Raw genomic sequence first — 25,721 nt, forward strand, 5'->3', positions numbered from 1 at the left:
ACCCGGCCGCGAACGGCCGGGTCACGGCTCAGCTCAGGCGCTCGATGACCATGGCCATGCCCTGGCCACCGCCCACGCACATCGTCTCGAGGCCGAACTGCTTGTCGTGGAACTGGAGGCTGTTGATCAGCGTGCCGGTGATGCGCGCGCCGGTCATCCCGAACGGGTGACCGACGGCGATGGCCCCGCCGTTGACGTTCAGCTTCTCCAGCGGGATCTCCAGGTCCCGGTAGGACGGGATGACCTGCGCGGCGAACGCCTCGTTGATCTCGAACAGGTCGATGTCGCCGACCGTCAGGCCGGCCCGCTTGAGGGCCTGCTTGGAGGCCTCGACCGGGCCCAGGCCCATGATCTCGGGGGACAGGCCGGTCACGCCGGTGGAGACGATCCGGGCCAGCGGGGTCAGGCCCAGCTCCCGCGCCTTGGTGTCGCTCATGATGACGAGCGCGGCGGCGCCGTCGTTCAGCGGGCAGCAGTTGGCGGCCGTCACCAGGCCGTCGGGGCGGAAGACGGGCTTGAGGCCCTGTACGCCCTCCAGCGTGACGCCCGCGCGCGGGCCGTCGTCCGTGGAGACGACCGTGCCGTCCGGGGTGGTGACCGGGGTGATCTCGCGTGCCCAGAACCCGTTCTTGATGGCTTCCTCGGCGAGGTTCTGCGAGCGCACGCCGAACTCGTCCATGTCCTGGCGGGTCACGCCCTTGAGCCGGGCCAGGTTCTCGGCGGTCTGCCCCATCGCGATGTACGCGTCCGGGATCAGGCCGTCCTCGCGCGGGTCGTGCCAGGACGCGCCCTCGCTCTGCGCCACGGCGGCCGTACGGGCCTCGGCGTCGGCGAAGAGCGGGTTGTGGGTGTCGGGCAGGCCGTCGGAGGAGCCCTTCACGGAGCGGGAGACCATCTCGACGCCCGCCGAGATGAACACGTCGCCCTCGCCCGCCTTGATGGCGTGCAGGGCCATGCGGGAGGTCTGGAGGGACGAGGAACAGTAACGGGTGATCGTGCAGCCCGGCAGGTGGTCCATGCCCATCTGCACGGCGACGATGCGGCCCAGGTTGTGGCCCTGCTCGCCCCCCGGGAGGCCGCAGCCCAGCATCAGGTCGTCGATGTCGCGCGGGTCCAGCTCCGGGACCTTCGCCAGGGCGGCCTGGATGATCGTCGCGGTCAGGTCGTCCGGGCGGACGTCCTTGAGGGACCCCTTGAAGGCGCGCCCGATGGGCGAGCGGGCGGTGGAAACGATGACTGCTTCGGGCATCGGGGCTCCAAGGGGGTGCGTTGCGGCTCGTACCGGACCAGCATGTGAAGTTACCGGCCCGTACCGTCGAGGTCACCGGCCTCGCGGTGTGATGAGGACCGCACCGGCGCCGCGGGCCGGGGGAGCCGGGGGGACGGCCGCGCCCGCGGCATCCCGCCCGGCGGCGGGGCAGGGCGGGATCAGGGGCTGGAAACCGGGGCGTCGTCCGTGCTGTCGGTGGCCCCCGTGGCTCCTGTGCTCCCGGTGGTTCCCGTACTTCCCGTGGCCCCGCCCGTTACGCCCGTCACGCCCGTACCGGCCACCTCCGCCGGCTCGGCCGGCTGGCCGATGGGCTCCGACTCGGGGACCCGCCGGCGCCGCCGGTGCTTGAGCAGGGCCCACGGGCCGCGCGCCGGGGTGACCTCGGTGCCCGCCTCGCCCGCCGCGGCGGAGGCGGCCTTCGCCACCGGCAGCAGGTCCTCGTCGCGGGACACGTCGAGGCGGTCCGACCCGGGCCACAGCCCCAGCGCCGCGCACAGGGTCGGCAGGACGGCCATGGCGGCGGTCGCGTACCCCTCCGCCGACGGGTGGTAGGAGTCCGGGCCGAACATCTCGCGCGGGTTCGCCGCGAACTCCGGGCCCAGCAGGTCGCCCATCGACACCGTACGGCCGCCCAGCGCGACCACGCCGATCGTCTGGGCGGCCGCCAGCTGGCGCGAAGCCCGGCGGGCCAGCATGCGCAGCGGCTGGTAGACCGGTTCGATCGTGCCCAGGTCCGGGCAGGTGCCGACGACGACCTCGGCGCCCGCCAGCCGCAGCCTGCGCACCGCCGCGGTCAGCAGCCGGACCGACTGGGTGGGCGGCATCCGGCGGGTCACGTCGTTCGCGCCGATCATGATCACGCATACGTCGGGAGCCGGGGCGTCACCGTCCAGCAGCAGGCCCACCTGGCGGTCGAGGTCGTCCGACATCGCTCCCGACAGGGCCACGTTGCGCAGCTCCACCGGCCGCTCGGCCACCGCCGCCAGGCCCGAGGCCAGCAGGGCGCCCGGCGTCTGCCGTGCCCGTCGGACTCCGAGACCGGCGGCCGTGGAGTCGCCCAGCATGCCCAGCCGCAGCGGACCGGGACTAAGCTCGGGACCACCGAACTCGCTCCCGTACACCCCGTCCGCGCGGGGCGGATCGGGCAGGCCGGTGCCCACCGTGCGCTTGGCGAACTGGACCTCCGCCAGCACGAGCCCCACCGTGGCGACTCCGAGCAGCCCGAGGCCGCCCCCTCCGTACGCCGCGCCCGCCGCGATCCGGCGGGCCGTCCTCGCCCTGGACACCGTTGGGCACCTCGCTTTCCTGCCGGTCCCGATGACCTTCCTGCCCCGTAGAGCCGGTCAGCCAATCCCTTTCCGCATACTCTGGCCGGACCTCCCGGAGAACCCGTGGAGTCCCCTCCTTGGAGAACATGGTGCAATTCCACGACTCGATGATCAGCCTCGTCGGCAACACCCCGCTGGTGAAGCTCAACCGTGTGACCGAAGGCCTGCAGGCCACCGTCCTTGCGAAGGTCGAGTACTTCAATCCCGGTGGATCCGTGAAGGACCGGATCGCCGTCCGGATGATCGAGGCCGCCGAGCAGAGCGGTGCCCTCAAGCCCGGCGGCACCATCGTGGAGCCGACCAGTGGCAACACCGGTGTAGGACTCGCCATCGTGGCCCAGCAGAAGGGCTACAAGTGCATCTTCGTCTGCCCTGACAAGGTGTCCCTGGACAAGATCAACGTGCTGCGCGCGTACGGCGCCGACGTGGTCGTCTGCCCGACCGCCGTCGATCCCGAGCACCCGGACTCGTACTACAACGTCTCCGACCGCCTCGTGCGCGAGACGCCGGGCGCCTGGAAGCCCGACCAGTACAGCAACCCGAACAACCCCCGTTCGCACTACGAGACCACCGGTCCCGAGCTGTGGGAGCAGACGGACGGGAAGATCACCCACTTCGTGGCCGGCGTCGGCACGGGCGGCACGATCTCGGGCACCGGCAACTACCTCAAGGAGGTGTCCGGCGGCAAGGTCAAGGTCATCGGCGCCGACCCGGAGGGCTCCGTGTACTCGGGCGGCTCGGGCCGTCCTTACCTGGTCGAGGGCGTCGGCGAGGACTTCTGGCCGACCGCCTACGACCCGAACGTCACCGACGAGATCATCGCGGTGTCCGACAAGGACTCCTTCCAGATGACGCGCCGCCTCGCCAAGGAGGAGGGCCTGCTCGTCGGCGGGTCCTGCGGCATGGCGGTCGTCGCCGCCCTGAAGGCGGCCGAGGGCCTGGGCCCGGACGACGTCGTCGTCGTCCTGCTGCCGGACAGCGGCCGCGGCTACATGAGCAAGATCTTCAGTGACGAGTGGATGGCCGGGCACGGCTTCCTGGAAGAGGCGGGCCCCTCGGCGCGCATCGGGGACGTGCTCGCGGACAAGGAGGGCGGCATCCCGTCCCTGGTCCACATGCACCCCGAGGAGACGGTCGGCGAGGCCATCGAGGTGCTGCGCGAATACGGCGTCTCGCAGATGCCGATCGTCAAGCCGGGCGCCGGTCACCCGGACGTGATGGCGGCCGAGGTGATCGGCTCCGTCGTCGAGAAGGAGCTGCTGGCGGCGCTGTTCGCGCAGCGGGCCTCGCTGGGCGACCCGCTCGAGAAGCACATGAGCGCGCCGCTGCCGCAGGTCGGCTCGGGTGAGCCGGTGGCCGAGCTGATGGCGGTACTGGGCGAGGCGGACGCGGCGATCGTGCTGGTGGAGGGCAAGCCGACGGGTGTCGTCAGCCGCCAGGACCTGCTCGCGTTCCTCGCGAAGTCGGGCAAGTAGGCCGGTCAGCGGTCAGCGGTCAGCGGTCAGCGGTTCGCCGGGTGACGGCCGCCGGGGGCCGGCCGGGCTGTCGGTCGGGCTGTGTGCCCGGCCGCCGGCCCGGCCGATGTCGTCCCTCGTCCGGCCCGTCGCCCGATCGGTACGGGCCCGACACGTGACGGCAGCACCGGCTTAACACGGCTCCGGCACAGTGGTGGTTGTCGGCAGGGGAGCGGCAAGAGCCCCGGCCGGCACCACCGAACGGCGTTGGCGTACCTCCGGAGCGGCTCCCGGACCGCGTGAACGCCATGGACGCGGACGGCCCTGACCCGGCCCGTGTCCCGCGCGGGAACCGCCGTCGTCCCGCCCCCCGGGCAACCGGGGGTGCGGCGGTTCCCGCGCTCTCCTCTTTTCCGGGGCCCGGTTCGGTTCCGGGGCGCCACGCGCCTGACCCGCGGGGTGCGCCCCCGCGGGTCAGGCGCCCGTGCCGGCCCCCGCCGGGCGGCCGCGGCGGGGGAGCCGCTTGGTGGTGTGGGCGAAGTTCACCGCCACGACGCCCGCCCAGGCGACGAGCAGTCCGGCCAGGTGGGCCTGGGCGGCGGCGATGGCCGTCAGGGGGACCGCCAGCACCAGCGTGATGACGGCGAATCCGAACCGTTCACCGAAGCCGCCGACGTCGAGCGAGGACCCGGCGGGGTCATCGCCGCGGGCCGTCGCCAGCCGGTCCTCCGCCAGTCGGCGTCTGACCTGCGTGTGGATCTTGTCGACGAACGAGTCCACCAGCGCGGCCTCGTACTCCGACCCCAGCTCCCGGCGCGCGTCCAACGTCGCGTCGAGTTCCTTCTTCAGCTCCTGGCGCTCCATGCGCCCACCGTAGGAACCCCCGCGCTCCCCGGCACTGGGGCTAGCCCCCGTCTCGCGGAGCGGCCCGCGGCTTGCCGTCCTGCATAACCACATGCAGAGTGCTCGGTGACTGAATATTCACCGGTACGGGGACGGAGGGGACGGGATGAGCGACAGCCCGGCCGCGAGGCTGCAGAAGCTGTTCGAGGGACACCGGCTGACGCCGACCCAGCGGCGGATCGCGCACTGCATGGTGCGGGGCGCCGCGGAAGTGCCCTTCCTGTCGAGCGTGGAGCTCGCGGAACTGGCCGGGGTCAGCCAGCCGTCGGTGACCCGCTTCGCGGTGGCGCTCGGCTTCGACGGGTACCCGGCGCTCCGCCGCCACCTGCGCGAGGTGGCCCCGGCCGAGCGGCCGGAGGGCGGCCGGGAGGACCCGTACAACGAGTACCAGCAGGCCGTCCAGGGGGAGATCGAGAACCTGCGCAGGCTCTCGGCCATGCTCTCCGACCCCGCCCCCGTCCAGGAGGCGGGCCGGCTGCTCGCCGGGTCCCGCCCGCTGCCGGTGCTGGGCCTGCGCGCGGCGTCCTCGCAGGCCAGGGGCTTCGCGTACTTCGCCGCCAAGGTGCACCCGGACGTACGGCTGCTCGACGAGGGCGGTTCGATGCTCGCCGACCGGATCGACGCGGCGGTGACGGCCGGGGCCTCGGCGATGCTGTGCTTCGCGCTGCCCCGGCATCCGCGCGAGGTGGTCGAGGCATTGGACCACGGGCGGGCGGCCGGGCTGACCGTGGTGACGGTCGCCGACTCCGCCTTCGCCCCGGTGGCGCGCCACTCGGACCTGCTGATCCCGGCCCCGGTGGGCACGGGCCTGGCCTTCGACACCGCGTGCGCCCCGATGCTGCTGGGCCGGGTCCTCCTGGAGGCCATGGCCGACGCCCTCCCCGACGCCCAGTCCCGCCTGGAGGCCTTCGACGCGCGGGCGGCGTCGCGGGGGTTGTTCGTGGAGTGAGGCAAGGGAGCCCCGGCGTCCGTGGGGCGGGAGTGGGGGAAGGGAGCCCCCGCGTCACCCAGCGGCCCGCCCCCCACGGAACCCCGCCCCCCTCACAGCAGCGCGTCCCGCTGCCCGCCCCCCGCCTCCTCGACGAGTGAGGCCGGCGGCTGGGCCGGCCGGGCCAGGGCGAAGCGGACGTCGTCGGAGGCGGTCAGGGTGAAACCGTGGACCGCCGGTCGGGGCAGGCTGTTGTAGCCGTAGTGGGCGGTGAAGAAGTAGGCGCCGGTGTCGGGGACCCCGATCAGGTCGCCCGGCGACAGTTCCGGCAGCTCCCGGGCCGTCGCCAGCAGGTCCCCCGCGAAGCAGGCCGGGCCCGCGATGTCCTGGGCCAGCGGCGGGCCGGTCAGCGGGATGCCCTTGGTGTCGTACGGGAGGATCCGCAGCGGCCAGGACGCCGGGGCGTACACCGTGCGGGTGGCCAGCTGCACCCCCGCGTGGGTCACCGCGATGCGGCGGCCGCCCGTCGCCTTCGTGTACTCGACCCGCGCCAGGATCAGCCCCTGCTCGGCCAACAGGGACCGCCCGAACTCGGTGACCAGGCCGTAGCCGCCGTCGAACAGGGCGGGGACGGCCTCCCGCAGCGCCGTCACGTACTCGGCGTACGTCGGGGCGGTGGCGTCCGAGGCGAAGTTGACCGGGAGGCCGCCGCCGATGTCGAGGGTGTCGACCTGGCGCCGGCCGACGGCGGCGTTGATCTCCTGCGCCAGCGCGTGCAGTTCCCGTACGCCCTGCGCGATCAGGGCCAACGGGACGCCCTGCGACCCGGAGTGGGCGTGCAGCCGGGTCAGCCACGGCCGGGCCCGGTAGGCCTCCACCAGCCAGGCGCGGGCCCCCGGATCGCGCAGCGGGACGCCGAACTTGGAGGTGGCGGTCGCCGTGGAGAGCGCGTCGATCGTGCCGGCGCCCGTCTGCGGGTTGACCCGTACGCCGACCGGCGAGCGGGGCGGCGCCGCGGACACCAGGGCGTCCAGCCGCTCCAGCTCCTGCCGGTTGTCGACGTTGACGGCGATGCCGAGGGCGAGGGCCTCCCGCAGCTCCGCCACCGTCTTCGCGGGGGAGTCCAGGACGGTGGCCTGCGGCGCCACCCCGGCCGCCCGGGCCAGCGCGAGCTCCCCGGGGCTCGCCACCTCGCAGCCGATCCCCTCGTCCGCGAGCAGCCGCAGCACCGGGACCAGGGGGGCGGCCTTCACCGCGAAGGCGTGCAGGACGGGCGTGCCCGGCGCGAGCTCCGAGGCGAACGCGCTGGTCAGGGCCTGGGCGGCGGCGCGGATCCCGGCGATGTCCAGGAGGCAGACCAGCGGCTGCGCCGTCTCCGCCCCGCCCACCAGGCCCTGTTCCACGGCGGCCCTGACGGCCAGGTCGCGCCGCCGGGCGGCGGAGTGCGCCGGCCGGTCGTAGGCCCCGTCGGAGGTCCTCTGGGAAGCACTGTCGCAAGCCATGTCCGCATCCCATCATCCGGCGCGGTGGCCCGCAGCTGTTGACTGGATCTATTCATGCAGCGAGGATGTGAATGGATTGACCAACATCGGAGGAGGCACCCGCCATGTCAGGACCCCGCCCCGTACGTGCCGCGCGAGGCACCGAGCTCAGCGCCCTGGGATGGCAGCAGGAAGCCGCCCTTCGGATGCTGCAGAACAACCTCGACCCCGAGGTCGCCGAGCACCCCGACAAGCTCGTCGTCTACGGGGGCACCGGCAAGGCCGCCCGTGACTGGCGCTCGTACGACGCGATGGTCCGCACCCTGCGCACCTTGAAGCAGGACGAGACGATGCTCGTCCAGTCCGGCCGCCCGGTCGGCGTGATGCAGACCCACGAGTGGGCGCCGCGCGTCCTGCTCGCCAACTCCAACCTCGTGGGTGACTGGGCCAACTGGGAGGAGTTCCGCCGTCTGGAGCACCTCGGTCTGACCATGTACGGGCAGATGACGGCCGGCTCCTGGATCTACATCGGCACCCAGGGCATCCTCCAGGGCACCTACGAGACCTTCGCGGCCGTCGCCGCCAAGCTGCATTCGATCGGTAAGGGAGGGGTCGGCGGCACCCTGGCCGGCACCATCACCCTCACCGCCGGCCTCGGCGGCATGGGCGGCGCCCAGCCGCTCGCCGTGACGATGAACGACGGCGTCGCGATCTGCATCGACGTCGACCCGCGCGCCATCGAGCGGCGCATCGAGCACCGCTACCTGGACGTGAAGGCCGACAACCTGCGGCACGCGCTCCAGCTCGCGGTCGAGGCGCGCGACGCCCGCAAGCCGCTCTCCATCGGCCTGCTCGGCAACGCGGCGGACCTGCTGCCGCAGATGCTCGCCGAGGGCGCCCCGATCGACATCGTGACGGACCAGACCTCCGCCCACGACCCGCTCGCCTACCTGCCGACCGGCGTCGCCTTCGACGACATGGCCGACTACGCGGCCAAGGACCCGGCGGGCTTCACCACCCGCGCCCGCGAGTCCATGGCCAAGCACGTCGAGGCCATGGTCGGCTTCATGGACGCCGGCGCCGAGGTCTTCGACTACGGCAACTCCATCCGCGGTGAGGCCCAGCTGGCCGGCTACGACCGCGCCTTCGCCTTCCCCGGTTTCGTCCCCGCCTACATCCGGCCCCTGTTCTGCGAGGGCAAGGGCCCCTTCCGCTGGGCGGCCCTGTCCGGCGAGGCCTCGGACATCCACAAGACCGACAAGGCGATGCTCGAGCTCTTCCCCGAGAACGAGTCCCTGCACCGCTGGATCAAGATGGCCGGCGAGCGCGTCCACTTCCAGGGCCTGCCCGCGCGGATCTGCTGGCTGGGCTACGGCGAGCGCGACAAGGCCGGTGAGCGCTTCAACGACATGGTCGCCTCCGGCGAGCTGGCGGCCCCGCTCGCCATCGGCCGAGACCACCTCGACTGCGGTTCGGTGGCCTCCCCGTACCGCGAGACCGAGGCCATGCTCGACGGCTCCGACGCGATCGCCGACTGGCCGCTGCTCAACGCCATGGTCAACGTCGCCTCCGGCGCCTCCTGGGTCTCCATCCACCACGGCGGCGGCGTCGGCATGGGCCGCTCGATCCACGCGGGCCAGGTCTCGGTCGCCGACGGCACCAAGCTCGCCGGCGAGAAGATCCGCCGCGTCCTGACCAACGACCCCGGCATGGGCGTCATCCGCCACGTCGACGCCGGCTACGACATCGCCGAGACGGTGGCGGACGAGCGCGGCGTGCGCGTCCCGATGCGCGAGGGCGACGACGCGTGACCTCGCACACCCCCGACCACGGCGCCGCCGGAGCCCCGGCCCCGGCGGCGCCCGGCGGCGCCCGCTCCTTCCACGGCATGTGGAACGAACTCGCCCCCATCGGCCGCCACGCGGACACGGGCGGGTACCGCCGCTACGCGTGGACCGGCGCGGACGCCGACTGCCGGACCTGGTTCCAGGAGCAGGCTCTGGCCCGCGGGCTCACGTACGAGACGGACCGCAACGGCAACCAGTGGGCCTGGCTCGGCGACCCCCTCGCGGGGGACGCCGTCGTCACCGGCTCGCACCTGGACTCCGTCCCCGACGGCGGCGCCTTCGACGGCCCCCTCGGCGTGGTGTCCTCCTTCGCGGCCCTGGACGAACTCCGCCACAGGGGTGCGGAGTTCTCCAGGCCGCTGGCCATCACCAACTTCGGCGACGAGGAAGGGGCCCGCTTCGGTCTCGCCTGCGTCGGCTCCCGGCTCACCGCGGGGCAGCTGACCAAGGAGAAGGCGCACGCGCTCCGCGACGGGGAGGGCGTGAGCCTGCCCCGGGCCATGGAAGCCGCCGGATACGATCCCGACGCGATCGGGGCCGACCCCGAGCGCCTCGCCCGGATCGGCGCCTTCGTCGAGCTGCACGTCGAACAGGGACGGGCCCTGGACCTGTCCGGTGACCGCGTCGGCATCGCCTCCGCGATCTGGCCACACGGGCGCTGGCGCTTCGACTTCCGGGGCGAGGCCAACCACGCCGGCACCACCCGTCTCGTGGACCGGCGCGACCCGATGCTCACGTACGCGGCGACCGTCCTGGCCGCCCGCACCGAGGCGGCCCTCGCCGGGGCCGTCGCCACCTTCGGCAAGATCGCGGTCGAGCCCAACGGGGTCAACGCCATCCCCTCGCTCGTACGGGGCTGGCTCGACTCCCGCGCCGCCGACCAGGCCACCCTCGACACGGTCGTCACCGCCATCGAGAAGGCCGCCCACGAGCGCGCGGAGCAGGACGGCATCGACCTGGCCGTGGTCCGGGAGTCCTTCACCCCCGTCGTGGAGTTCGAGCACGCGCTGCGCGACGAACTGAACCGGATCCTGGGCGGGGCCGTCCCCGTCCTCGGCACGGGGGCGGGACACGACGCCGGAATCCTCTCCGCAGCCGTCCCGACCGCGATGCTGTTCGTACGCAACCCCACCGGCGTCTCCCACTCGCCGCGGGAGTTCGCCGCCGAGGACGACTGCGTCGCCGGAGTCCTCGCCCTCGCCGACGTACTGGAAGGTCTCGCGTGCCGTTGAAGACGTACTGGCTGGAACACGCCTGGCTCGGCACCCACGTCGAGCCGGGCGTCGCCCTGGAGGTGTCCGAGGACGGCCGGATCGCCGGGCTCGCCAGCGGCGTCCACGCCCCGCCGCGCGGCGCACAGGCCCTGCGGGGCCTCACCCTCCCCGGCCTGGCCAACGCGCACAGCCACGCCTTCCACCGGGCCCTGCGCTCCCTCGTCCAGGTCGGCAGCGGCACCTTCTGGACCTGGCGCGAGTTCATGTACCAGGTCGCCCAGAACCTCACCCCCGACACGTACTTCGCGCTGGCGCGGGCGGTGTACGCGGAGATGGCCCTGGCCGGCATCACCAACGTCGGCGAGTTCCACTACCTCCACCACGCGCCCGGCGGTACCCCCTACGCCGACCCGAACGCCATGGGCGAGGCCCTGATCGAGGCGGCGGCCGCCGCGGGCATCCGGATCACCCTCCTGGACACCGCCTACCTCTCCGCCGGCTTCGGCCAGGAGCCGAACGCCCACCAGCGCCGTTTCTCCGACGGCACCGCCGACGCCTGGGCCGAGCGCGTCAGCGCCCTGCGCCCCCGCGAGCACGCCCTGATCGGCGCGGCCGTCCACTCGGTCCGCGCCGTACCCGCGGGCCAGCTCGCCACGGTGGCCCGCTGGGCCGACGAACAGCGGGCCCCGCTGCACGTCCACCTCTCCGAGCAGACGGCGGAGAACGAGGCCTGCCAGGCCGCCCACGGCTGCACGCCCACGGAGCTCCTCGCCGAACACGGCGTGCTCGGCCCCCGCACCACCGGCGTCCACAACACGCACCTGACCGACCTGGACATCGGCCTCCTCGGCGGAACCGGCACCGGCACCTGCATGTGCCCCACCACCGAACGCGACCTCGCCGACGGCATCGGCCCCGCCCGCCCGCTCCAGCAGGCGGGCAGCCCCCTCTCCCTCGGCAGCGACAGCCACGCGGTGATCGACCTGCTGGAGGAGGCCCGGGCGATGGAGCTGAACGAACGCCTCAGCAGCCGCACCCGCGGCCACTGGACGGCGAACGCCCTGCTCACCGCCGCCACCGCCGACGGTCACGCCGCCCTCGGCCGCCCCGACGCGGGCCGCCTGGAGACCGGCGCCCTCGCCGACTTCACCACGATCGCCCTGGACTCCGTCAGGACCGCGGGGCCGCTGCCCCGACTGGGCGCCGAGACGGCCGTATTCGCCGCCTCCGCGGCGGACGTGCGCCACACGGTCGTGGGCGGCCGTCACCTCGTACGGGACGGGGTGCACACCCTGGTCCCGGACGTCCCCGCAGCCCTCGCCGAGTCGATCGCGGCCGTACGCGGCTGAAGGAGCCCCTGAACACCATGAGCACCCTGAACACCGCAAGCACCACGGTCATCACCAACATCGCCAACCTGGTCACGAACGACCCCTCCCTCGGTGACGCTTCCCCCCTCGGACTGATCCAGGACGCGGCGGTCGTCATCGACGGCGACCGCATCGCCTGGGTCGGTGAATCAAGCAAAGCACCCGCCACCGACAACGCCTTCGACGCCGCCGGCCGGGCCGTGATCCCCGGCTTCGTGGACTCCCACTCCCACCTCGTCTTCGCGGGCGACCGCACCGCCGAGTTCAACGCCCGCATGTCGGGCCGCGCCTACTCCGCCGGCGGCATCCGCACCACCGTCGCCGCCACCCGTGCCGCCACCGACGCGCAACTCGAAGCCAACCTGCTGCGCCACCTCGACGAGGCCCGCCGCCAGGGCACCACCACCTTCGAGACCAAGTCCGGCTACGGCCTCACCGTCGAGGACGAGGCCCGCGCGCTGCGCATCGCCGCCGCGCACACCGAGGAGGTCACCTACCTCGGCGCGCACATCGTCTCCCCGGACTACGCCGACGACCCGGCGGCCTACGTCGACCTCGTCACCGGCGACATGCTCACGGCCTGCGCCCCGCACGCCCGGTGGGTGGACGTCTTCTGCGAGAAGGGCGCCTTCGACGGCGACCAGGCCCGCGCGATCCTCACCGCCGGCGCCGCCGCCGGGCTCATCCCGCGCATCCACGCCAACCAGCTCTCCCACGGCCCCGGCGTCCAGCTCGCCGTCGAACTCGAAGCCGCCTCCGCCGACCACTGCACCCACCTCACGGACGCCGACGTCGACGCCCTCGCCCAGAGCGCCGCCACCGTCGCGACCCTGCTCCCCGGAGCCGAGTTCTCCACCCGCGCCCAGTGGCCCGACGCCCGTCGGCTCCTCGACGCGGGCGCCACCGTCGCCCTGTCCACCGACTGCAACCCCGGCTCCTCGTACACGAGTTCCATGCCGTTCTGCATCGCGCTCGCCGTCCGGGACATGAAGATGACCCCCGACGAGGCCCTCTGGTCGGCCACCGCCGGCGGCGCCCGCGCCCTGCGCCGCACCGACATCGGCGTCCTGACCCCCGGCGCCCGCGCCGACCTGGCCCTGCTGGAGGCCCCCAGCCACGTCCACCTCGCCTACCGGCCCGGCGTCCCGCTGGTCTCCGCCGTCTGGCAGCGGGGCGTGCGCGCCGCCTGAGGAACGGGGCGCGGCACCGCCTGAAAACCGGTGCGGCGCCCCGCTCGAACACCCTCGTCCTTTGTCTTCCCTCCATAAGGCCCCGGGCGTACCTTGAGCCACCGATCTGATGTTGCGTCAGTAACTTGTGGTCCGAGGGGAAGACGAAGGTGTCCAACCGGAAACGTTCCACCACGCTCGCACCGGTCCCCGCCCTGCTGTGCGCGGTGGCCGGATCGGCGGCCGCCCTGCTGGCGGCCGCCCCCGCGGCCCACGCCGACGTGGTCGACGTCGCGTACAACTGCCAGACCCCCATCGGGGACAAGTCGGCGGTCTCACCCATCGACGTCAAGGCCGTCAAGGACGGGGACGCCTACAAGCTGACGATGTCCTTCCAGAAGGGCGTCTCCTCCAGCCCCATCGAGCTCGGCAAGGGTGCGATGAACCCCAGCGCCGTCCTGCAGACCGACGGCGCCGAGAAGGTGTCGGTACCGGTCACCGGCCCCGCGAACTCCGAGGCCGTACCCGCCGACACCCCCATCAAGATCTCCGACCTCTCGGGCACCTACACCCCGAAGAAGAGCGGCAAGGTCACCTTCACCGCCGGTGTGCTCACCATCAAGGCGATGGGCACCACCACCACCTGCACCCCCGGCAACAGCCCCAAGCCGTCCCTGGAACTCGACGTGACGGCCGCCGGCGGGGCGCAGCAGGAGCCCGCCCCCGACACCCTCCCGCAGACCGGCCCCGCCGACTCCGCCATCGCGCTCGGCACCCTCGGCGCCACGGTGCTGCTCTCCGGCGCGGCCGGCGTGCTCTGGCTGACCCGGCGGGGCCGGCGGGTCCAGCGGACCCGGCCCTGAACGGAGCGGCCCCGCCCATGCCCGTGCCCCACGCCCGCCGGCCCCGCCGGCCGCTCCCGCCCCGGCGTCGCGCCCCCGGGCGGCTGGGCCTCGCCCTCCTGACGCTGGCCGCGCTGCTCGGCGGGGTGCCCGCGCGGGCCGCCGCCGTAGACGCCGCCGACGGACCCGGCTGGACCGCCGAGCCGGCCGCGGGCCGTGCGGGCGCCGCCGTACGCCCGTACTTCTACCTCGCCGGCGCCCCCGGCACGGTGCTGGAGGACAGCCTGGCACTGGCCAACCCCACCGACCAGGAGCACACCGTCACCCTGCGCGGGGCCGACGCCTACGACACCGCCGACGGGGCGTTCGCCGTACGGCCCGCGGCGAAACCCGGCCCGGACGGCGGCTCCGGCTCCGGCGCAGGATCCTGGATCAGCTTCGGCCGGGGCGCGGCCGTCCGGCTCCCCGCCCGTGCGCGCGCGGTCGTGCCCTTCACGGTCACCCTCCCGTCCGGCTCCCCGCCCGGCGACCACCCGGCCGCGCTGGTCGTCACCGAAGCCACCGAAGCCGGCCAGACCGCCCAAGCCGGCGAAGTCGCCCAAGCGGCCCGAGCCGGCCGCGAGGTGGCCGTACGGGTCCACCTGCGCGTCGGCGGCCCGGCCGTGGCGGCCCTGACCGTCGAGGACGTCGCCGTACGGGGCCGGGCCGGGGCCGAGGTCATCACGTACACCCTGGTCAACCGGGGCAACGTCCCCCTCACCCCCACCCTCGCGGTCCGCGCCGACGGCAGCTTCGGCGAGGTCCCCGGGCGCGCCCCGCACGCCCTCCCCGTGGAACTGCTGCCCGGCCGGCGCATCGGGCTGACCGAACCCTGGCCCGGCGCCCCGCAGTTCGACCGCGTCCGCCTCACGCTCACCGTCACCGCCCCCGGCGCCGCCCGGGCCACCGCAGCCGCCTCCGCGTGGTGCCTGCCCCGTTCCCCCGCCGCCCGAACGGGCCTCGGCCTCCTCGCCCTCGGCGGGACGACCGCGGCCGCCCTGCTCCTCGTACGGACCCGGCGCAACCGCCGGTCGCGGGACCTCCGCGAGGACCCCGCACCCCCACCCCGACCGGACGAGCGGAGCCGACAGTTGACGGGAGCGTCCAGGTGAGCGCCCACGACGGCGGGATGGCCCGCGCCCGGATCACGGCCCTGCTCACGGCGGGGCTGGCGGTGATGGCCCTGGCGCTGCTCCCTGCGGCCGCGCCGGCCGCCGTGGCCGCGGAGGGCAAGCCCGCCGCCGCGCTCTCGCTCCAGGAGGCCGCCAAGGGCGCCGGCCTCACCGTCACCGGCACCGGCTGGCGGGCCGGGACGCTGGTGATGCTGCTGATCTGCGGACAGAACATGATCGGCGGCACCAACAGCTGCGCCAATGCCGACGGGGTGGCCGTCGCGGTCGGCGACGACGGGCACTTCACCGCGCGGCTCCCCGTCGTGGGGCCGCCCAAGCCGTGTCCCTGCGTGGTGAACGTGACCTCCGTCAACGGGGACCAGTCCACCGTCGCCCTGCCGCTCAAGATCACCGACCACCCCGTGGCCGAGCTGCCCGCCGAGTCCGGCACGGGCCGCCTCGCACTGCTCACCGGGGTCCGGCTGGAGGGCGACGACGGGGTCCTGACCTGGTTCGGGGCCCCGCCCACGCGGAAGTTCACGGTCACCGTCGGCAACCTCGGCTCCGCCCCGGTCAAGGACCCGGTCTTCCAGCTCGGCACCTCGCACGGGGTGTACGCGCCCCTGTGGGAAGAGGCCCGTTGGAAGGGCACCATCGCGCCCGGCGGCAAGGCGGAGGTCCGGCTGGACGTGAGCCTGGCCGCGGGTGCGCACGGGGACTACACGGTCTCGCTCAAGTACGGGGACGAGGTGGTGGCCACGCAGCCCTGGGGCGTGGGGCGCCCGTACGGGGTGCTGCTGTTCTGGGCCCTGCTGCTGGTGGTGGTCCCGACGGCCGTCTTCCGCCTCGGCATGGCCGTCGTCGACCGGGTCCGCCCGCGCGGCACGCCGGTCCCGCGCCCCGCCCCGGCCGCCACGGCGGCGGCCGCCGAAGCCCCCACGGCGGTACTGCCGTGGTTCACCCCGGACACCGCGCCGGAAACAGACGCACCACCCGCAGCACCGACACCACACGCACCACACGCACCACGTGCACCGCAGACATCCGCACCGTCTGAGAACAGTCCGACGACGAAGGGACATTCGTGAAGACCCAACGGAGGGTGAGCGCGGCCGCTGTCGCGCTGCTGTTCGGCGGCGCGGGCATCCTGCTGGCGGCCGCCCCCGCCCAGGCGGCCGACGTCTCCTACAAGGTGGAGTGCATCCCGCCCGCGGGCGGTGGGGGCCCGGTCCAGGGCACCACCACCGTCTCCCTCACCGCGCCCGCCACCGCGAAGGTCGGCGACGAGGTCGAGGTGGTGTGGAAGACCGTCAAACCGGCCTCCAACAACACCGACCTCATGGACCTGGGCAAGGACACCGTCAAGCCCACCGGCTACGTGAAGCTCGGCGGCGCGCTCAGCGCGGAGGTCAAGCTGGAGGGGGAGCGGAAGAACCCGCCCATCCCGAAGAAGGCCCCCATGGTCATGTCCGACATGAAGGGCAAGGTCAAGCTGACCAAGGCGGGCGACGTCACCATCACGCCGGGCAAGTACGACGTGGACTTCAGCGGCTTCATCACGAAGTGCTCCCCGCAGGAGGCTGCGGGGGTCGGCGCCACCATCAAGGTCACCGAGGGCGGTGGCGGCACCACGGGCGGCTCGACCACCGGTGGCACCACGACCGGCGGTACGACCACCGGAGGCACGACGGGCGGCTCCACCGCCGGAGGCACCGGAGGTACCGGCGGCCAGACCGACTTCCCCGGCAAGCCCGTCGAAGTGGCCTTCGACTGCGGCGCCGTCGTCCCCGGCGGCATCAAGACCCCGGTCACCGTCAACGCGAAGAAGAACGGCAGCGGCTACGACCTCACCGTCAAGACCGCCAAGGGCGCGATGGCCAGCCCCATGGCCCTCCCGGCGGGCGCCCTCAAGCCCTCGATGGACATCAAGCTCGGCGGGGCCGACAGCGGCACGGTCAAGGTCACCGGCCCGGCCAACGCGGAGCCGATCCCGGACAAGGCCCCGGTCAGCCTCAGCGACATGACCGGCACCTACAAGCCCGGCAAGACCGGCAAGGTGACGCTCAGCCCGGACCAGCTGACGATCGACGTCACGATGGCCCCGGGTGCCACGCCGATCAACGTCCCCTGCAAGGCCACCAGCAGCGGCGTCTCGCTGGAGCTGGACACCACCGCCCAGCCCGGCGGCTCCGGCTCGCCGTCCACCACCGGCAGCACCACCAGCGGCTCCGCCGCCTCGGGCGGCCTCGCCGAGACGGGCGCGGAGGACGGCGGCGGCCTCAAGGCCCTCGGCCTGGTCGCCGGCACGGTCATCCTGCTCGGCGCCGCGGTCTTCACCTTCACCCCCTGGCGCCGCCTGCGCGGCAACCGCTGACCCCGCTGTCCGCCCTTCGTGTCATGCCCGACGGGATCCCTTGGGGGTGATCGTTCCTGCTTGCTAGCGTCCGGTTCGGCGGATATGCGGTTTTCATCCGCCGGACCGGCGAACGAGGGGCAGCTCATGACATTCACGTCCGTGCTCGTGGCGGTGGCCGCCGCTGCTGCGTTCGGCATCGCCGGCGCCGCGCCGGCGGTCGCCGTACCGGCCGTGGCAGCCAAGGGCGCCTGCAAGGCGACCGCCGACATGGACCGCTGGGGCCGCCCCAACGTCACATCGGCCTGCTCGGGACGGCTGCCTTCCGGCGCCCGGCACCGCGCGGTGATCATCTGTGACACGGTCCAGGGCGTCCGCGAGCACGTCGTCCGCCGCACCTACCACAGCCACTGGACCCCGACGGGAAGCAAGGCCAAGGTGGGCTGCGGGTTCAAGTCGTTCCTCGTGGGCTTCAAGTCCGAGACGCAGGGCGCCTGAGCGCCGGAGCGGTCCGGGAAGGCCGAAGGGCCCGGCACACCTTCCGGTGTGCCGGGCCCTCCACGTGCGAGGGAGGGTGCGTCAGCGCACGTCGCCCATGAGTTCCTTGACCTTCTTGCGGTACATGAACACCGCGAGGGCGGCCAGCGTGGCCAAGGTGGCCTCGATCGCCACGGCACCGGTGCCGTTGAGGTCCACGCCGAAGACGGACGGGTCCGACAGGAGGCTGGTGATCGAGTCACCCGCCGTCACCGCCAGGAACCAGACGCCCATCATCTGCGACGCGTACTTGCGCGGGGCCATCTTCGTGGTGACCGACAGGCCGACGGGGGAGATGCACAGCTCGCCGACCGTCTGGATCAGGTAGATGCCCACGAGCCACATCGGGCTGACCAGCTGGCCGTTGGAGGACATGGCGACCGGCAGCAGGAAGAAGAAGAACGAGACGCCGATGAAGAACAGGCCGGCGGCGAACTTCCCGACGGTGGTGGGCTCCTTGCCCTTGCGGTTCAGCCACAGCCAGATCCAGGCGAAGACCGGGGCCAGCGCCATGATGAAGACCGGGTTCAGCGACTGGTACCACGAGGAGGGGAACTCGAAGCCGAGCAGCGAGCCGGAGGCCTTCGTCTCACCGAACGCCTGGACCGTCGAAGCGCCCTGGTCGTAGATCATCCAGAAGGCCGCGGCAGCCACGAAGAACCAGATGTAGCCGGTCATCTTCGACTGCTCGCCGCGGTCCAGTTCCTTGTCCCGCTTGATGCGCACGAGCACGGCGGTCGGGACGATCAGACCGACCAGGGTGAGCGGGATGGTCGCCCACGCCTTGGTGAACATGCCGGCGACGCCGAGGGCGGTGTAGAAGACCGCCACGACGGCGACCGAGACCGCGACCTTGCGCAGCCACGAGGTGCGCTCCTCGGCGGACAGCGGCTTGGGGACGACCGAGCTGACGGGGTTCAGGTGCTTGGTGCCCAGCAGGAAGACGAGGAGGCCGATGCCCATACCGACGGCCGCCATCGCGAAGCCCAGGTGCCAGTTGACCTTCTGGCCCACGGTGCCGATCGCCAGCGGGGCGAAGAAGGCACCCGCGTTGATGCCCATGTAGAAGATCGTGAAGCCACCGTCGCGGCGCGGGTCGTCCGCGTCCTTGTACAGCTGACCGACCATGGTGGAGATGTTGGCCTTGAGCAGGCCCGAACCGATCGCGACGAGCGCGAGACCGGCGTAGAAGGTCGCCTGTCCGGGGAGCGCCAGGATGACGTGGCCGGACATGATCGTCACGGCGGCGACCGTCACGGTCTTGCGCGGACCCCAGACGCGGTCGCCCAGCCAGCCGCCCGGCATGGCGAGCAGGTAGACCATGGAGACGTAGATGGAGAAGACGGCGATCGCCGTGCCCTCGTCCATGCCGATGCCGCCGCCCAGGCTGCCCTTCTTGGCGTCCGGGCCACCCGAGATCAGGTAAACGAGAAGAAGGGCCTTCATGCCGTAGAAGCTGAAGCGCTCCCACATCTCGGTCATGAACAGAGTGGCCAGGCCACGGGGGTGGCCGAAGAAGGTCTTCTCGGCGGCCGGAGCCGCCGATTCCTTCGTCAGGCTGGAAGCCATGGTCGATCCTTGCTTTTGATTCGGGCGCCTGGCTTCGTGAGCTCAACAGCGTCCGGTGGGGGGTGGCCGGCACCGGCGACGGACCGCCCACCCCACGCCTCGGGGTCCCGCCCCACGAAGTGGGAGCGAAGGAAGGTCCGTAACCGGGATCCACGCCCTGCGCGCATCCTTCACGCGAGGGCCCGGCCCCTAGGTCATTCACTTCATCCGGGGCGGACGGGGCACCACTTGACACGTGTACGCATCAAGCTGCCGATCCACCCAGGACAGAAGGGGAGACCCTCGGCCGTTTTCGGCACAAAGGTCCCCTGGGTAGTGCATCAGGCGTCTCGCCACCATACGACACGACACCGCCGCATATGGAAGGACTTGAGACATGGATCACAGGCGGCCCGGGAACCGTTCGACCATATTCGAAGGCGGCCGGTAGTCCATAAGCGCAGATCGGCAGGGGTGTCCGGGCTGGCCCACGATCCGGTCGCCGCGGACTACCATCACCCACATGACGCGTGTACTGCTCGCCGAGGACGACGCATCCATCTCGGAGCCCCTGGCCCGCGCCCTGCGCCGGGAGGGGTACGAGGTCGAGGTCCGGGAGGACGGCCCCACCGCCCTGGCCGCGGGGCTGCAGGGCGGCGTCGACCTCGTCGTCCTGGACCTGGGCCTGCCCGGCATGGACGGCCTGGAGGTGGCCCGACGACTGCGCGCGGAGGGGCACGGGTTCCCGATCCTGGTGCTGACCGCCCGCGCGGACGAGGTCGACACGGTCGTCGGCCTGGACGCGGGCGCCGACGACTACGTGACGAAGCCGTTCAGGCTCGCCGAACTGCTGGCGCGCGTACGGGCCCTGCTGCGGCGCGGTGCGAACGAGGCCTCGCAGACGCCGGCCACCCACGGGGTGCGGATCGACGTCGAGTCGCACCGGGCCTGGATGGGCGAGGAGGAGCTCCAGCTCACCGCGAAGGAGTTCGACCTCCTGCGGGTCCTCGTCCGTGACGCGGGCCGGGTCGTGACCCGCGACCAGCTGATGCGCGAGGTCTGGGACACCACGTGGTGGTCCTCGACCAAGACCCTCGACATGCACATCTCCTGGCTCCGCAAGAAGCTGGGCGACGACGCCGCGAACCCCCGCTACATCGCGACCGTCCGGGGCGTCGGCTTCCGTTTCGAGAAGAGCTGAACGAAGAGCCGGAAGAAGAGCCGAGCGAGAACCGGGTGCGGACCGAGCCATGCGCCGCCGTCTGATCAACTCCACGCTCGCCGTGGTGCTCGTCGTGATCGCCGTGTTCGGGGTCTCCCTGGTCATCGTGGAGACCCGGACCATCACCAGCAGCGCCCAGGACCGCATCGGGTCGGAGGCGCTGCGGCTGGTGGGCATCGTCGAGACGGACGTCCTGGAGGGCAAGCCGGTCGACGCGGACGCGCTGGCCGACCAGCTGGACATGGGCAGGTACGCCCGCATCACCGTTCCCGGCCGGCCGCCCGTCGAGGTGGGAGAGCGGATCCCGGACAGCGTCATCCGCGGCACCGCCCGCGGGGAGCAGGGCGAGGTGGTGGTGGTCGAGGAGTCCCGCTCCACGGTCACCAAGGAGGTCGGACGGACCCTGGTGGTGGTCGGCGCGGTGGCGCTGCTGGCCGTCGTGGCGGCCGTCCTGCTCGCCGTCCGCCAGGCGAACCGGCTGGCCTCACCGCTCACCGACCTCGCCGAGACGGCGGAACGGCTCGGCTCCGGCGACCCGCGGCCCCGCCACAAGCGCTACGGGGTCCCCGAGCTGGACCGGGTGGCGGACGTACTGGACTCCAGCGCCGAGCGGATCGCCCGGATGCTCACCGCCGAGCGGCGCCTGGCCGCCGACGCCTCGCACCAGCTGCGGACCCCGCTGACGGCCCTGTCGATGCGGCTGGAGGAGATCACGGTCACCGACGACCTGGAGACCGTACGGGAAGAGGCGAGCATCGCCCTGACCCAGGTGGAGCGGCTCACGGACGTGGTGCAGCGGCTGCTGACGAACTCCCGCGACCCGCGGACCGGCTCGGCGGTCCCCTTCGACCTGGACGAGGTCGTCAAGCAGCAGGTGGAGGAGTGGCGGCCGGCCTACCGCAGCGCCGGGCGGGCCATCGTGCGCTCGGGCAAGACGGGCGTGCGGGCCGTGGGCACGCCGGGGGCGGTGTCCCAGGTGCTGGCCACGCTCGTGGAGAACGCGCTGATGCACGGTGGCGGCACGGTGGCGCTGCGTACGCGGGTCATCGGCAACCAGGCGGTGCTGGAGGTCACGGACGAGGGCCCCGGCGTTCCGCCCGACCTCGGCAACCGGATCTTCGAGCGGGCCATCAGCGGCCGCAACTCGACCGGTATCGGCCTCGCCGTCGCCCGTGACCTCGCGGAGGCGGACGGCGGCCGCCTGGAGCTGCTCCAGACGCAGCCGCCGGTGTTCGCCCTGTTCCTCAGCCGGACGGCGCCCGCGACGACGGAGCCCGAGCGTCCGGTCCGCTAGCGGATCCCGCGCAGGGCCGGTACCGCTAGCGGACCGGCGTGGCGGCCGGCTCCGGCGCGAGGGGCGCCGCCGGCGTCGCCGGCGTCGCCGTGGCGGGCTGCCCGTCGCGCTGTTCGACGACCAGCGAGGCCGCGGCGGGCGTGGGCAGCGCCTTGAACACCCACGTGCGGTAGGACCAGAACCTGAAGATCGTGGCGATGCCGATACCGGTGAACTTGAAGAAGTTCGTCGCGAGCGAGCCGTCCCAGCCGAGCCCGTAGGTGGCGGTGTACAGCACGCCGTTCTCGATGACCAGGCCGATCACGCTGAACGCGGCGAACAGCGTCAGCTCGCGCGTGCGCGTGTGGCTGCTGTTGTCGGCGCGGTCCCGGTAGGCGAAGTAGCGGAAGCCGAGGTAGTTCGACGCGATGGCCACCACGGTCGCTATGACGCTGGCGCGCACCACCTGGAGGTCGGTCGTGCTGCGGATCAGGTTGAACACGCCCATGTTCACCAGCACGCCCAGCCCGCCGACCGCCCCGAACTTGGCGACCTCCCGGGCCATACCGCGTATGCGTTCGAGGGCGGGGGCGTTCTTCGGCGTGCTCATGTGATGGATCAGTCCTGTCCGTCGTCGCCGCCCTGCGTGCGGGAGGCGTCACTCGTCGTCGACGAACCCACGTCTCGGCGCACAGTCTTCTGCGTCACACGTATCCGTCAACCGAATCTCGTCGCCCGTCCATGGTAAGTGCCGCCCCCCGGCTGCGTCCGCCCCCGGCGCCCCGTGCGACGCACGGCACACGGGGGCCCGGCGAGTCCTCGCCAGGGCTGCGTCCGGATGGCGGAATACCGACGGATACCCTGGAGGAGTGACGTTCCCGGTAGTCGGCATGGTCGGCGGCGGACAGCTCGCCCGCATGACCCACGAGGCGGGTATCCCCCTCGGCATCAGATTCAAGCTCCTCAGTGACACCCCACAGGACTCGGCGGCCCAGGTCGTGAACGATGTCGTCATCGGCGACTATCGCGACCTGGAGACGCTGCGTGCCTTCGCGCGCGGCTGTGACGTGATCACCTTCGACCACGAGCATGTACCCATCGAACACCTGCGGGCCCTGGAAGCGGACGGCATCCCCGTCCGCCCGGGGCCCGACGCGTTGATGCATGCCGCCGACAAGGGGGTGATGCGCGCCCGCCTCGACGAGATCGGCGCGCCCAGCCCCCGCCACCGGATCGTGAGCGATCCGGCGGACGCGGTGGCCTTCGCGGACGAGGTCGGCGGGTTCCCCGTCATCCTCAAGACGGTGCGCGGCGGCTACGACGGCAAGGGCGTGTGGTTCGTCCGCACACCCGAGGACGCGCAGGCCCCCTTCAAGGCGGGCGTCCCCGTCCTGGCCGAGGAGAAGGTGGACTACGTCCGCGAGCTCGCGGCCAACATCGTCCGCTCCCCGCACGGCCAGGCGGTGGCCTACCCCGTGGTGGAGTCCGTCCAGGTCGACGGCGTGTGCGACACGGTGATCGCGCCCGCCCCGAACCTGTCGGAGGAGCTGGCGGGCGAGGCGCAGGCGCTGGCCCTGCGGATCGCGAAGGAACTCGGCGTGACCGGTCACCTGGCCGTCGAACTGTTCGAGACCACCGACGGCCGGATCCTGGTCAACGAACTGGCCATGCGCCCGCACAACAGCGGCCACTGGACCCAGGACGGCGCGGTCACCTCCCAGTTCGCCAACCACGTACGGGCGGTCCTGGACCTGCCGCTGGGCGACCCGCGCCCGCGCGCCCGCTGGACGGTCATGGCGAACGTCCTGGGCGGCGATTACCCCGACATGTACGCGGCCTACCTGCACTGCATGGCCCACGACCCGCAGCTCAAGATCCACATGTACGGCAAGGACGTGAAACACGGCCGCAAGGTCGGCCACGTCAACACCTACGGCGACGACCTGGACGATGTGCTGGAGCGCGCACGTCACGCAGCCGGCTACCTCAGAGGGACGATCACCGAATGAGCACCAGCTCTACCGCAGGCCCCTCGGGCCCCGTCATCGGCATTGTCATGGGCTCCGACTCGGACTGGCCGGTCATGGAGGCCGCAGCCCAGGCGCTGGACGAGTTCGAGATCCCCTACGAGGTCGACGTCGTCTCCGCGCACCGGATGCCGCGCGAGATGATCGCGTACGGGGAGCGGGCCGACGCACGCGGCCTCAAGGCCATCATCGCGGGCGCCGGCGGCGCCGCCCACCTGCCCGGCATGCTCGCGTCGGTCACCCCGCTGCCCGTGATCGGCGTCCCGGTACCGCTCAGGTACCTCGACGGCATGGACTCCCTGCTGTCGATCGTCCAGATGCCCGCCGGGGTTCCCGTGGCCACCGTCTCCGTCGCCGGAGCGCGCAACGCGGGCCTGCTGGCCGTACGGATGCTGGCCGCGCACGACACGGAGCTGCTGGCCCGGATGCGGGACTTCCAGCAGGAGCTGAACGACCAGGCCACCGAGAAGGGCAAGCGGCTGCGTACGAAGGTCGCCGGCACGGAGTCCTTCGGGTTCGGCAAGTGAGCGCCGCGCAGCGCCTGGCCGAGGCGCGCGAGCTGCTGGCCGAGCACCCCGTGGTGGACGGCCACAACGACCTGCCCTGGGCGCTGCGCGAGCAGGCCCGCTACGACCTGGACCGGCTGGACATCGCCGGCGACCAGCGCGGCACCCTGCACACCGACATCCCCCGGCTGCGCGCCGGGGGTGTCGGTGCGCAGTTCTGGTCCGTCTTCGTACGGTCGGACTACGCGGGCGACACGGCGGTCAGCGCCACCCTCGAACAGATCGACGGCGTCGCCCAGCTGATCGCCCGTTACCCCGAGGACTTCGCCCGGGCGCTGACGGCGGACGACATGGAGACGGCCCGCGCCGAGGGCCGGATCGCCTCGCTGATGGGCGCCGAGGGCGGGCACTCCATCAACAACTCGCTCGCCACCCTGCGCGCCCTGCACCAGCTCGGCGTGCGGTACATGACGCTCACGCACAACGACACCATCGACTGGGCGGACTCGGCCACCGACGAGGCCCGGCACGGCGGCCTCACCGGCTTCGGCCGCGAGGTCGTGCGCGAGATGAACCGCATCGGCATGCTCGTCGACCTCTCGCACGTCGCCGAGACGACGATGCGGGACGCCATCGAGGTGTCCACCGCGCCGGTGATCTTCTCGCACTCCTCCGCGCGTGCCGTGTGCGACCACCCGCGCAACGTCCCGGACGACGTGCTGGCGCTGCTCCCGGCCAACGGCGGGGTGGCCATGGCCACCTTCGTGCCGAAGTTCATCCTGCCCGGGGCCGTGGAGTGGACGCTGGCCGCCGACGAGAACCTGCGCGCGCACGGCTTCCACCACCTCGACACCACGCCCGGGGCGATGGCCCTGCACCGGGCCTTCGAGGCGGAGCACCCGCGCCCGGTGGCCACGGCCGCCACCGTCGCGGACCACCTGGACCACATGCGCGAGGTGGCGGGCGTCGACCACATCGGCATCGGCGGCGACTACGACGGCACGGCCTTCACCCCGTGCGGGCTGGACGACGTGGCGGGCTACCCGAACCTGATCGCGGAGCTGCTGACCCGCGGCTGGTCCCGTGCCGACCTGGCCAAGCTGACCTGGTCCAACGCGGTACGGGCGCTGCGCGACGCCGAAGCGGTGGCGCGCGACCTGTCGGCGACCCGCGGCCCCTCCAACGCGGTGATCTAGAGCCGGGACGCCTTGGCGTTCGGGTGCCCGCCCCGCGGTGACACCCGAACGCCACACCCGCCGTGAACCCGGGCGCCCCGCGTGTCACCGTGGCCAGACGAA

22 protein-coding genes are annotated in these 25,721 nt (G+C 72.7%); 16 read left to right on the forward strand and 6 right to left on the reverse strand.

The window, feature by feature from the left end; all coding sequences use genetic code 11:
- Window positions 1–28: 28 nt before the first annotated feature.
- Both OG861_RS19005 and OG861_RS19010 read right to left on the reverse strand, forming a co-directional pair.
- On the reverse strand, window positions 29–1,249 hold the full coding sequence (locus OG861_RS19005; protein WP_190187660.1) for an acetyl-CoA C-acetyltransferase: 1,221 nt from the start codon (window positions 1,247–1,249) through the stop codon (window positions 29–31).
- Window positions 1,250–1,428: 179 nt separating this feature from the next.
- Window positions 1,429–2,556 carry an SGNH/GDSL hydrolase family protein gene (locus OG861_RS19010; protein WP_329195790.1) on the reverse strand — a complete coding sequence of 376 codons (1,128 nt, stop codon included), beginning with the start codon at window positions 2,554–2,556 and terminating at the stop codon, window positions 1,429–1,431.
- A gap of 131 nt (window positions 2,557–2,687) precedes the next feature.
- On the opposite strand from OG861_RS19010, the gene OG861_RS19015 reads away from it, so the two are divergent.
- Window positions 2,688–4,073: a cystathionine beta-synthase gene (locus OG861_RS19015; RefSeq protein WP_329202241.1), complete on the forward strand. Its 1,386-nt coding sequence runs from the start codon at window positions 2,688–2,690 to the stop codon at window positions 4,071–4,073.
- 453 nt (window positions 4,074–4,526) lie between these two features.
- Here OG861_RS19015 and OG861_RS19020 read toward each other — a convergent pair whose 3' ends face one another.
- Window positions 4,527–4,916: a hypothetical protein gene (locus OG861_RS19020; RefSeq protein WP_329195789.1), complete on the reverse strand. Its 390-nt coding sequence runs from the start codon at window positions 4,914–4,916 to the stop codon at window positions 4,527–4,529.
- Window positions 4,917–5,061: 145 nt separating this feature from the next.
- Between OG861_RS19020 and OG861_RS19025 the strand changes: the two genes are divergently transcribed.
- On the forward strand, window positions 5,062–5,904 hold the full coding sequence (locus tag OG861_RS19025; RefSeq protein WP_329195787.1) for a MurR/RpiR family transcriptional regulator: 843 nt from the start codon (window positions 5,062–5,064) through the stop codon (window positions 5,902–5,904).
- Window positions 5,905–5,996: 92 nt separating this feature from the next.
- Here OG861_RS19025 and OG861_RS19030 read toward each other — a convergent pair whose 3' ends face one another.
- Entirely contained in the window at window positions 5,997–7,385 is a 1,389-nt protein-coding gene (locus tag OG861_RS19030) for a diaminopimelate decarboxylase (RefSeq protein ID WP_329195785.1), read from the reverse strand.
- A 104-nt stretch (window positions 7,386–7,489) separates the two neighbouring features.
- On the opposite strand from OG861_RS19030, the gene hutU reads away from it, so the two are divergent.
- From hutU to OG861_RS19075, 9 genes are all read left to right on the forward strand, one after another.
- Window positions 7,490–9,175 (forward strand): urocanate hydratase, encoded by a 1,686-nt coding sequence (gene hutU, locus OG861_RS19035; protein ID WP_329195783.1) that lies wholly within the window; start codon window positions 7,490–7,492, stop codon window positions 9,173–9,175.
- A gap of 77 nt (window positions 9,176–9,252) precedes the next feature.
- Window positions 9,253–10,443: an allantoate amidohydrolase gene (locus OG861_RS19040; protein WP_329202239.1), complete on the forward strand. Its 1,191-nt coding sequence runs from the start codon at window positions 9,253–9,255 to the stop codon at window positions 10,441–10,443.
- Window positions 10,434–11,774, forward strand: coding sequence for a formimidoylglutamate deiminase (locus OG861_RS19045; protein ID WP_329195781.1), 1,341 nt, complete (start codon window positions 10,434–10,436; stop codon window positions 11,772–11,774). The genes OG861_RS19040 and OG861_RS19045 overlap by 10 nt, the downstream gene beginning before the upstream one ends.
- Before the next feature lie 17 nt (window positions 11,775–11,791).
- Entirely contained in the window at window positions 11,792–12,985 is a 1,194-nt protein-coding gene (hutI, locus tag OG861_RS19050; protein ID WP_329195779.1) for an imidazolonepropionase, read from the forward strand.
- Between the two features lie 149 nt (window positions 12,986–13,134).
- A complete protein-coding gene (locus tag OG861_RS19055) occupies window positions 13,135–13,827 on the forward strand; it encodes an LPXTG cell wall anchor domain-containing protein (RefSeq protein ID WP_329195777.1) in 693 nt (230 codons plus the stop codon).
- Between the two features lie 17 nt (window positions 13,828–13,844).
- Window positions 13,845–14,957 carry a hypothetical protein gene (locus OG861_RS19060; RefSeq protein WP_329195775.1) on the forward strand — a complete coding sequence of 371 codons (1,113 nt, stop codon included), beginning with the start codon at window positions 13,845–13,847 and terminating at the stop codon, window positions 14,955–14,957.
- 17 nt (window positions 14,958–14,974) lie between these two features.
- Entirely contained in the window at window positions 14,975–16,045 is a 1,071-nt protein-coding gene (locus tag OG861_RS19065; RefSeq protein WP_329202237.1) for a hypothetical protein, read from the forward strand.
- Between the two features lie 14 nt (window positions 16,046–16,059).
- Window positions 16,060–17,331, forward strand: a complete 1,272-nt coding sequence (locus OG861_RS19070; RefSeq protein WP_329195773.1) for a hypothetical protein — start codon at window positions 16,060–16,062, stop codon at window positions 17,329–17,331.
- A gap of 126 nt (window positions 17,332–17,457) precedes the next feature.
- Window positions 17,458–17,808 (forward strand): hypothetical protein, encoded by a 351-nt coding sequence (locus OG861_RS19075; protein WP_329195771.1) that lies wholly within the window; start codon window positions 17,458–17,460, stop codon window positions 17,806–17,808.
- An 81-nt stretch (window positions 17,809–17,889) separates the two neighbouring features.
- Here the strand turns inward: OG861_RS19075 and OG861_RS19080 are convergent, their stop codons facing one another.
- A complete protein-coding gene (locus OG861_RS19080; RefSeq protein WP_329195769.1) occupies window positions 17,890–19,416 on the reverse strand; it encodes a peptide MFS transporter in 1,527 nt (508 codons plus the stop codon).
- Window positions 19,417–19,918: 502 nt separating this feature from the next.
- Between OG861_RS19080 and OG861_RS19085 the strand changes: the two genes are divergently transcribed.
- Both OG861_RS19085 and OG861_RS19090 read left to right on the forward strand, forming a co-directional pair.
- Window positions 19,919–20,596 carry a response regulator transcription factor gene (locus tag OG861_RS19085; protein WP_329195768.1) on the forward strand — a complete coding sequence of 226 codons (678 nt, stop codon included), beginning with the start codon at window positions 19,919–19,921 and terminating at the stop codon, window positions 20,594–20,596.
- A 49-nt stretch (window positions 20,597–20,645) separates the two neighbouring features.
- A complete protein-coding gene (locus OG861_RS19090; RefSeq protein WP_329195766.1) occupies window positions 20,646–21,911 on the forward strand; it encodes an ATP-binding protein in 1,266 nt (421 codons plus the stop codon).
- Between the two features lie 25 nt (window positions 21,912–21,936).
- Here OG861_RS19090 and OG861_RS19095 read toward each other — a convergent pair whose 3' ends face one another.
- Window positions 21,937–22,500: a GtrA family protein gene (locus OG861_RS19095; protein WP_329195764.1), complete on the reverse strand. Its 564-nt coding sequence runs from the start codon at window positions 22,498–22,500 to the stop codon at window positions 21,937–21,939.
- A gap of 259 nt (window positions 22,501–22,759) precedes the next feature.
- Between OG861_RS19095 and OG861_RS19100 the strand changes: the two genes are divergently transcribed.
- From OG861_RS19100 to OG861_RS19110, 3 genes are read left to right on the forward strand one after another with little or no spacing between them, the layout of a single operon-like run.
- The gene (locus OG861_RS19100) at window positions 22,760–23,899 is read left to right on the forward strand and encodes a 5-(carboxyamino)imidazole ribonucleotide synthase (protein ID WP_329195760.1); all 1,140 of its coding nucleotides are present in this window, start codon (window positions 22,760–22,762) and stop codon (window positions 23,897–23,899) included.
- A complete protein-coding gene (purE, locus tag OG861_RS19105) occupies window positions 23,896–24,444 on the forward strand; it encodes a 5-(carboxyamino)imidazole ribonucleotide mutase (RefSeq protein WP_329195758.1) in 549 nt (182 codons plus the stop codon). The genes OG861_RS19100 and purE overlap by 4 nt, the downstream gene beginning before the upstream one ends.
- A complete protein-coding gene (locus tag OG861_RS19110) occupies window positions 24,441–25,619 on the forward strand; it encodes a dipeptidase (RefSeq protein ID WP_329195756.1) in 1,179 nt (392 codons plus the stop codon). Before purE ends, OG861_RS19110 begins: the two co-directional genes overlap by 4 nt.
- The last annotated feature ends 102 nt before the right edge of the window (window positions 25,620–25,721 follow it).

Origin of the sequence: Streptomyces sp. NBC_00539 (genome assembly GCF_036346105.1) — a bacterium.
Lineage (GTDB): Bacteria > Actinomycetota > Actinomycetes > Streptomycetales > Streptomycetaceae > Streptomyces.

Coding starts and splice junctions, on each gene's coding strand:
- OG861_RS19005 (WP_190187660.1), bottom strand. CDS start 1,249: ATGCCCGAAGCAGTCATCGTTTCCACCGCCCGCTCGCCCATCGGGCGC.
- OG861_RS19020 (WP_329195789.1), bottom strand. CDS start 4,916: ATGGAGCGCCAGGAGCTGAAGAAGGAACTCGACGCGACGTTGGACGCG.
- OG861_RS19025 (WP_329195787.1), top strand. CDS start 5,062: ATGAGCGACAGCCCGGCCGCGAGGCTGCAGAAGCTGTTCGAGGGACAC.
- OG861_RS19030 (WP_329195785.1), bottom strand. CDS start 7,385: ATGGCTTGCGACAGTGCTTCCCAGAGGACCTCCGACGGGGCCTACGAC.
- hutU (WP_329195783.1), top strand. CDS start 7,490: ATGTCAGGACCCCGCCCCGTACGTGCCGCGCGAGGCACCGAGCTCAGC.
- OG861_RS19040 (WP_329202239.1), top strand. CDS start 9,253: ATGTGGAACGAACTCGCCCCCATCGGCCGCCACGCGGACACGGGCGGG.
- hutI (WP_329195779.1), top strand. CDS start 11,792: ATGAGCACCCTGAACACCGCAAGCACCACGGTCATCACCAACATCGCC.
- OG861_RS19060 (WP_329195775.1), top strand. CDS start 13,845: ATGCCCGTGCCCCACGCCCGCCGGCCCCGCCGGCCGCTCCCGCCCCGG.
- OG861_RS19065 (WP_329202237.1), top strand. CDS start 14,975: ATGGCCCGCGCCCGGATCACGGCCCTGCTCACGGCGGGGCTGGCGGTG.
- OG861_RS19075 (WP_329195771.1), top strand. CDS start 17,458: ATGACATTCACGTCCGTGCTCGTGGCGGTGGCCGCCGCTGCTGCGTTC.
- OG861_RS19080 (WP_329195769.1), bottom strand. CDS start 19,416: ATGGCTTCCAGCCTGACGAAGGAATCGGCGGCTCCGGCCGCCGAGAAG.
- OG861_RS19085 (WP_329195768.1), top strand. CDS start 19,919: ATGACGCGTGTACTGCTCGCCGAGGACGACGCATCCATCTCGGAGCCC.
- OG861_RS19090 (WP_329195766.1), top strand. CDS start 20,646: ATGCGCCGCCGTCTGATCAACTCCACGCTCGCCGTGGTGCTCGTCGTG.
- OG861_RS19095 (WP_329195764.1), bottom strand. CDS start 22,500: ATGAGCACGCCGAAGAACGCCCCCGCCCTCGAACGCATACGCGGTATG.
- purE (WP_329195758.1), top strand. CDS start 23,896: ATGAGCACCAGCTCTACCGCAGGCCCCTCGGGCCCCGTCATCGGCATT.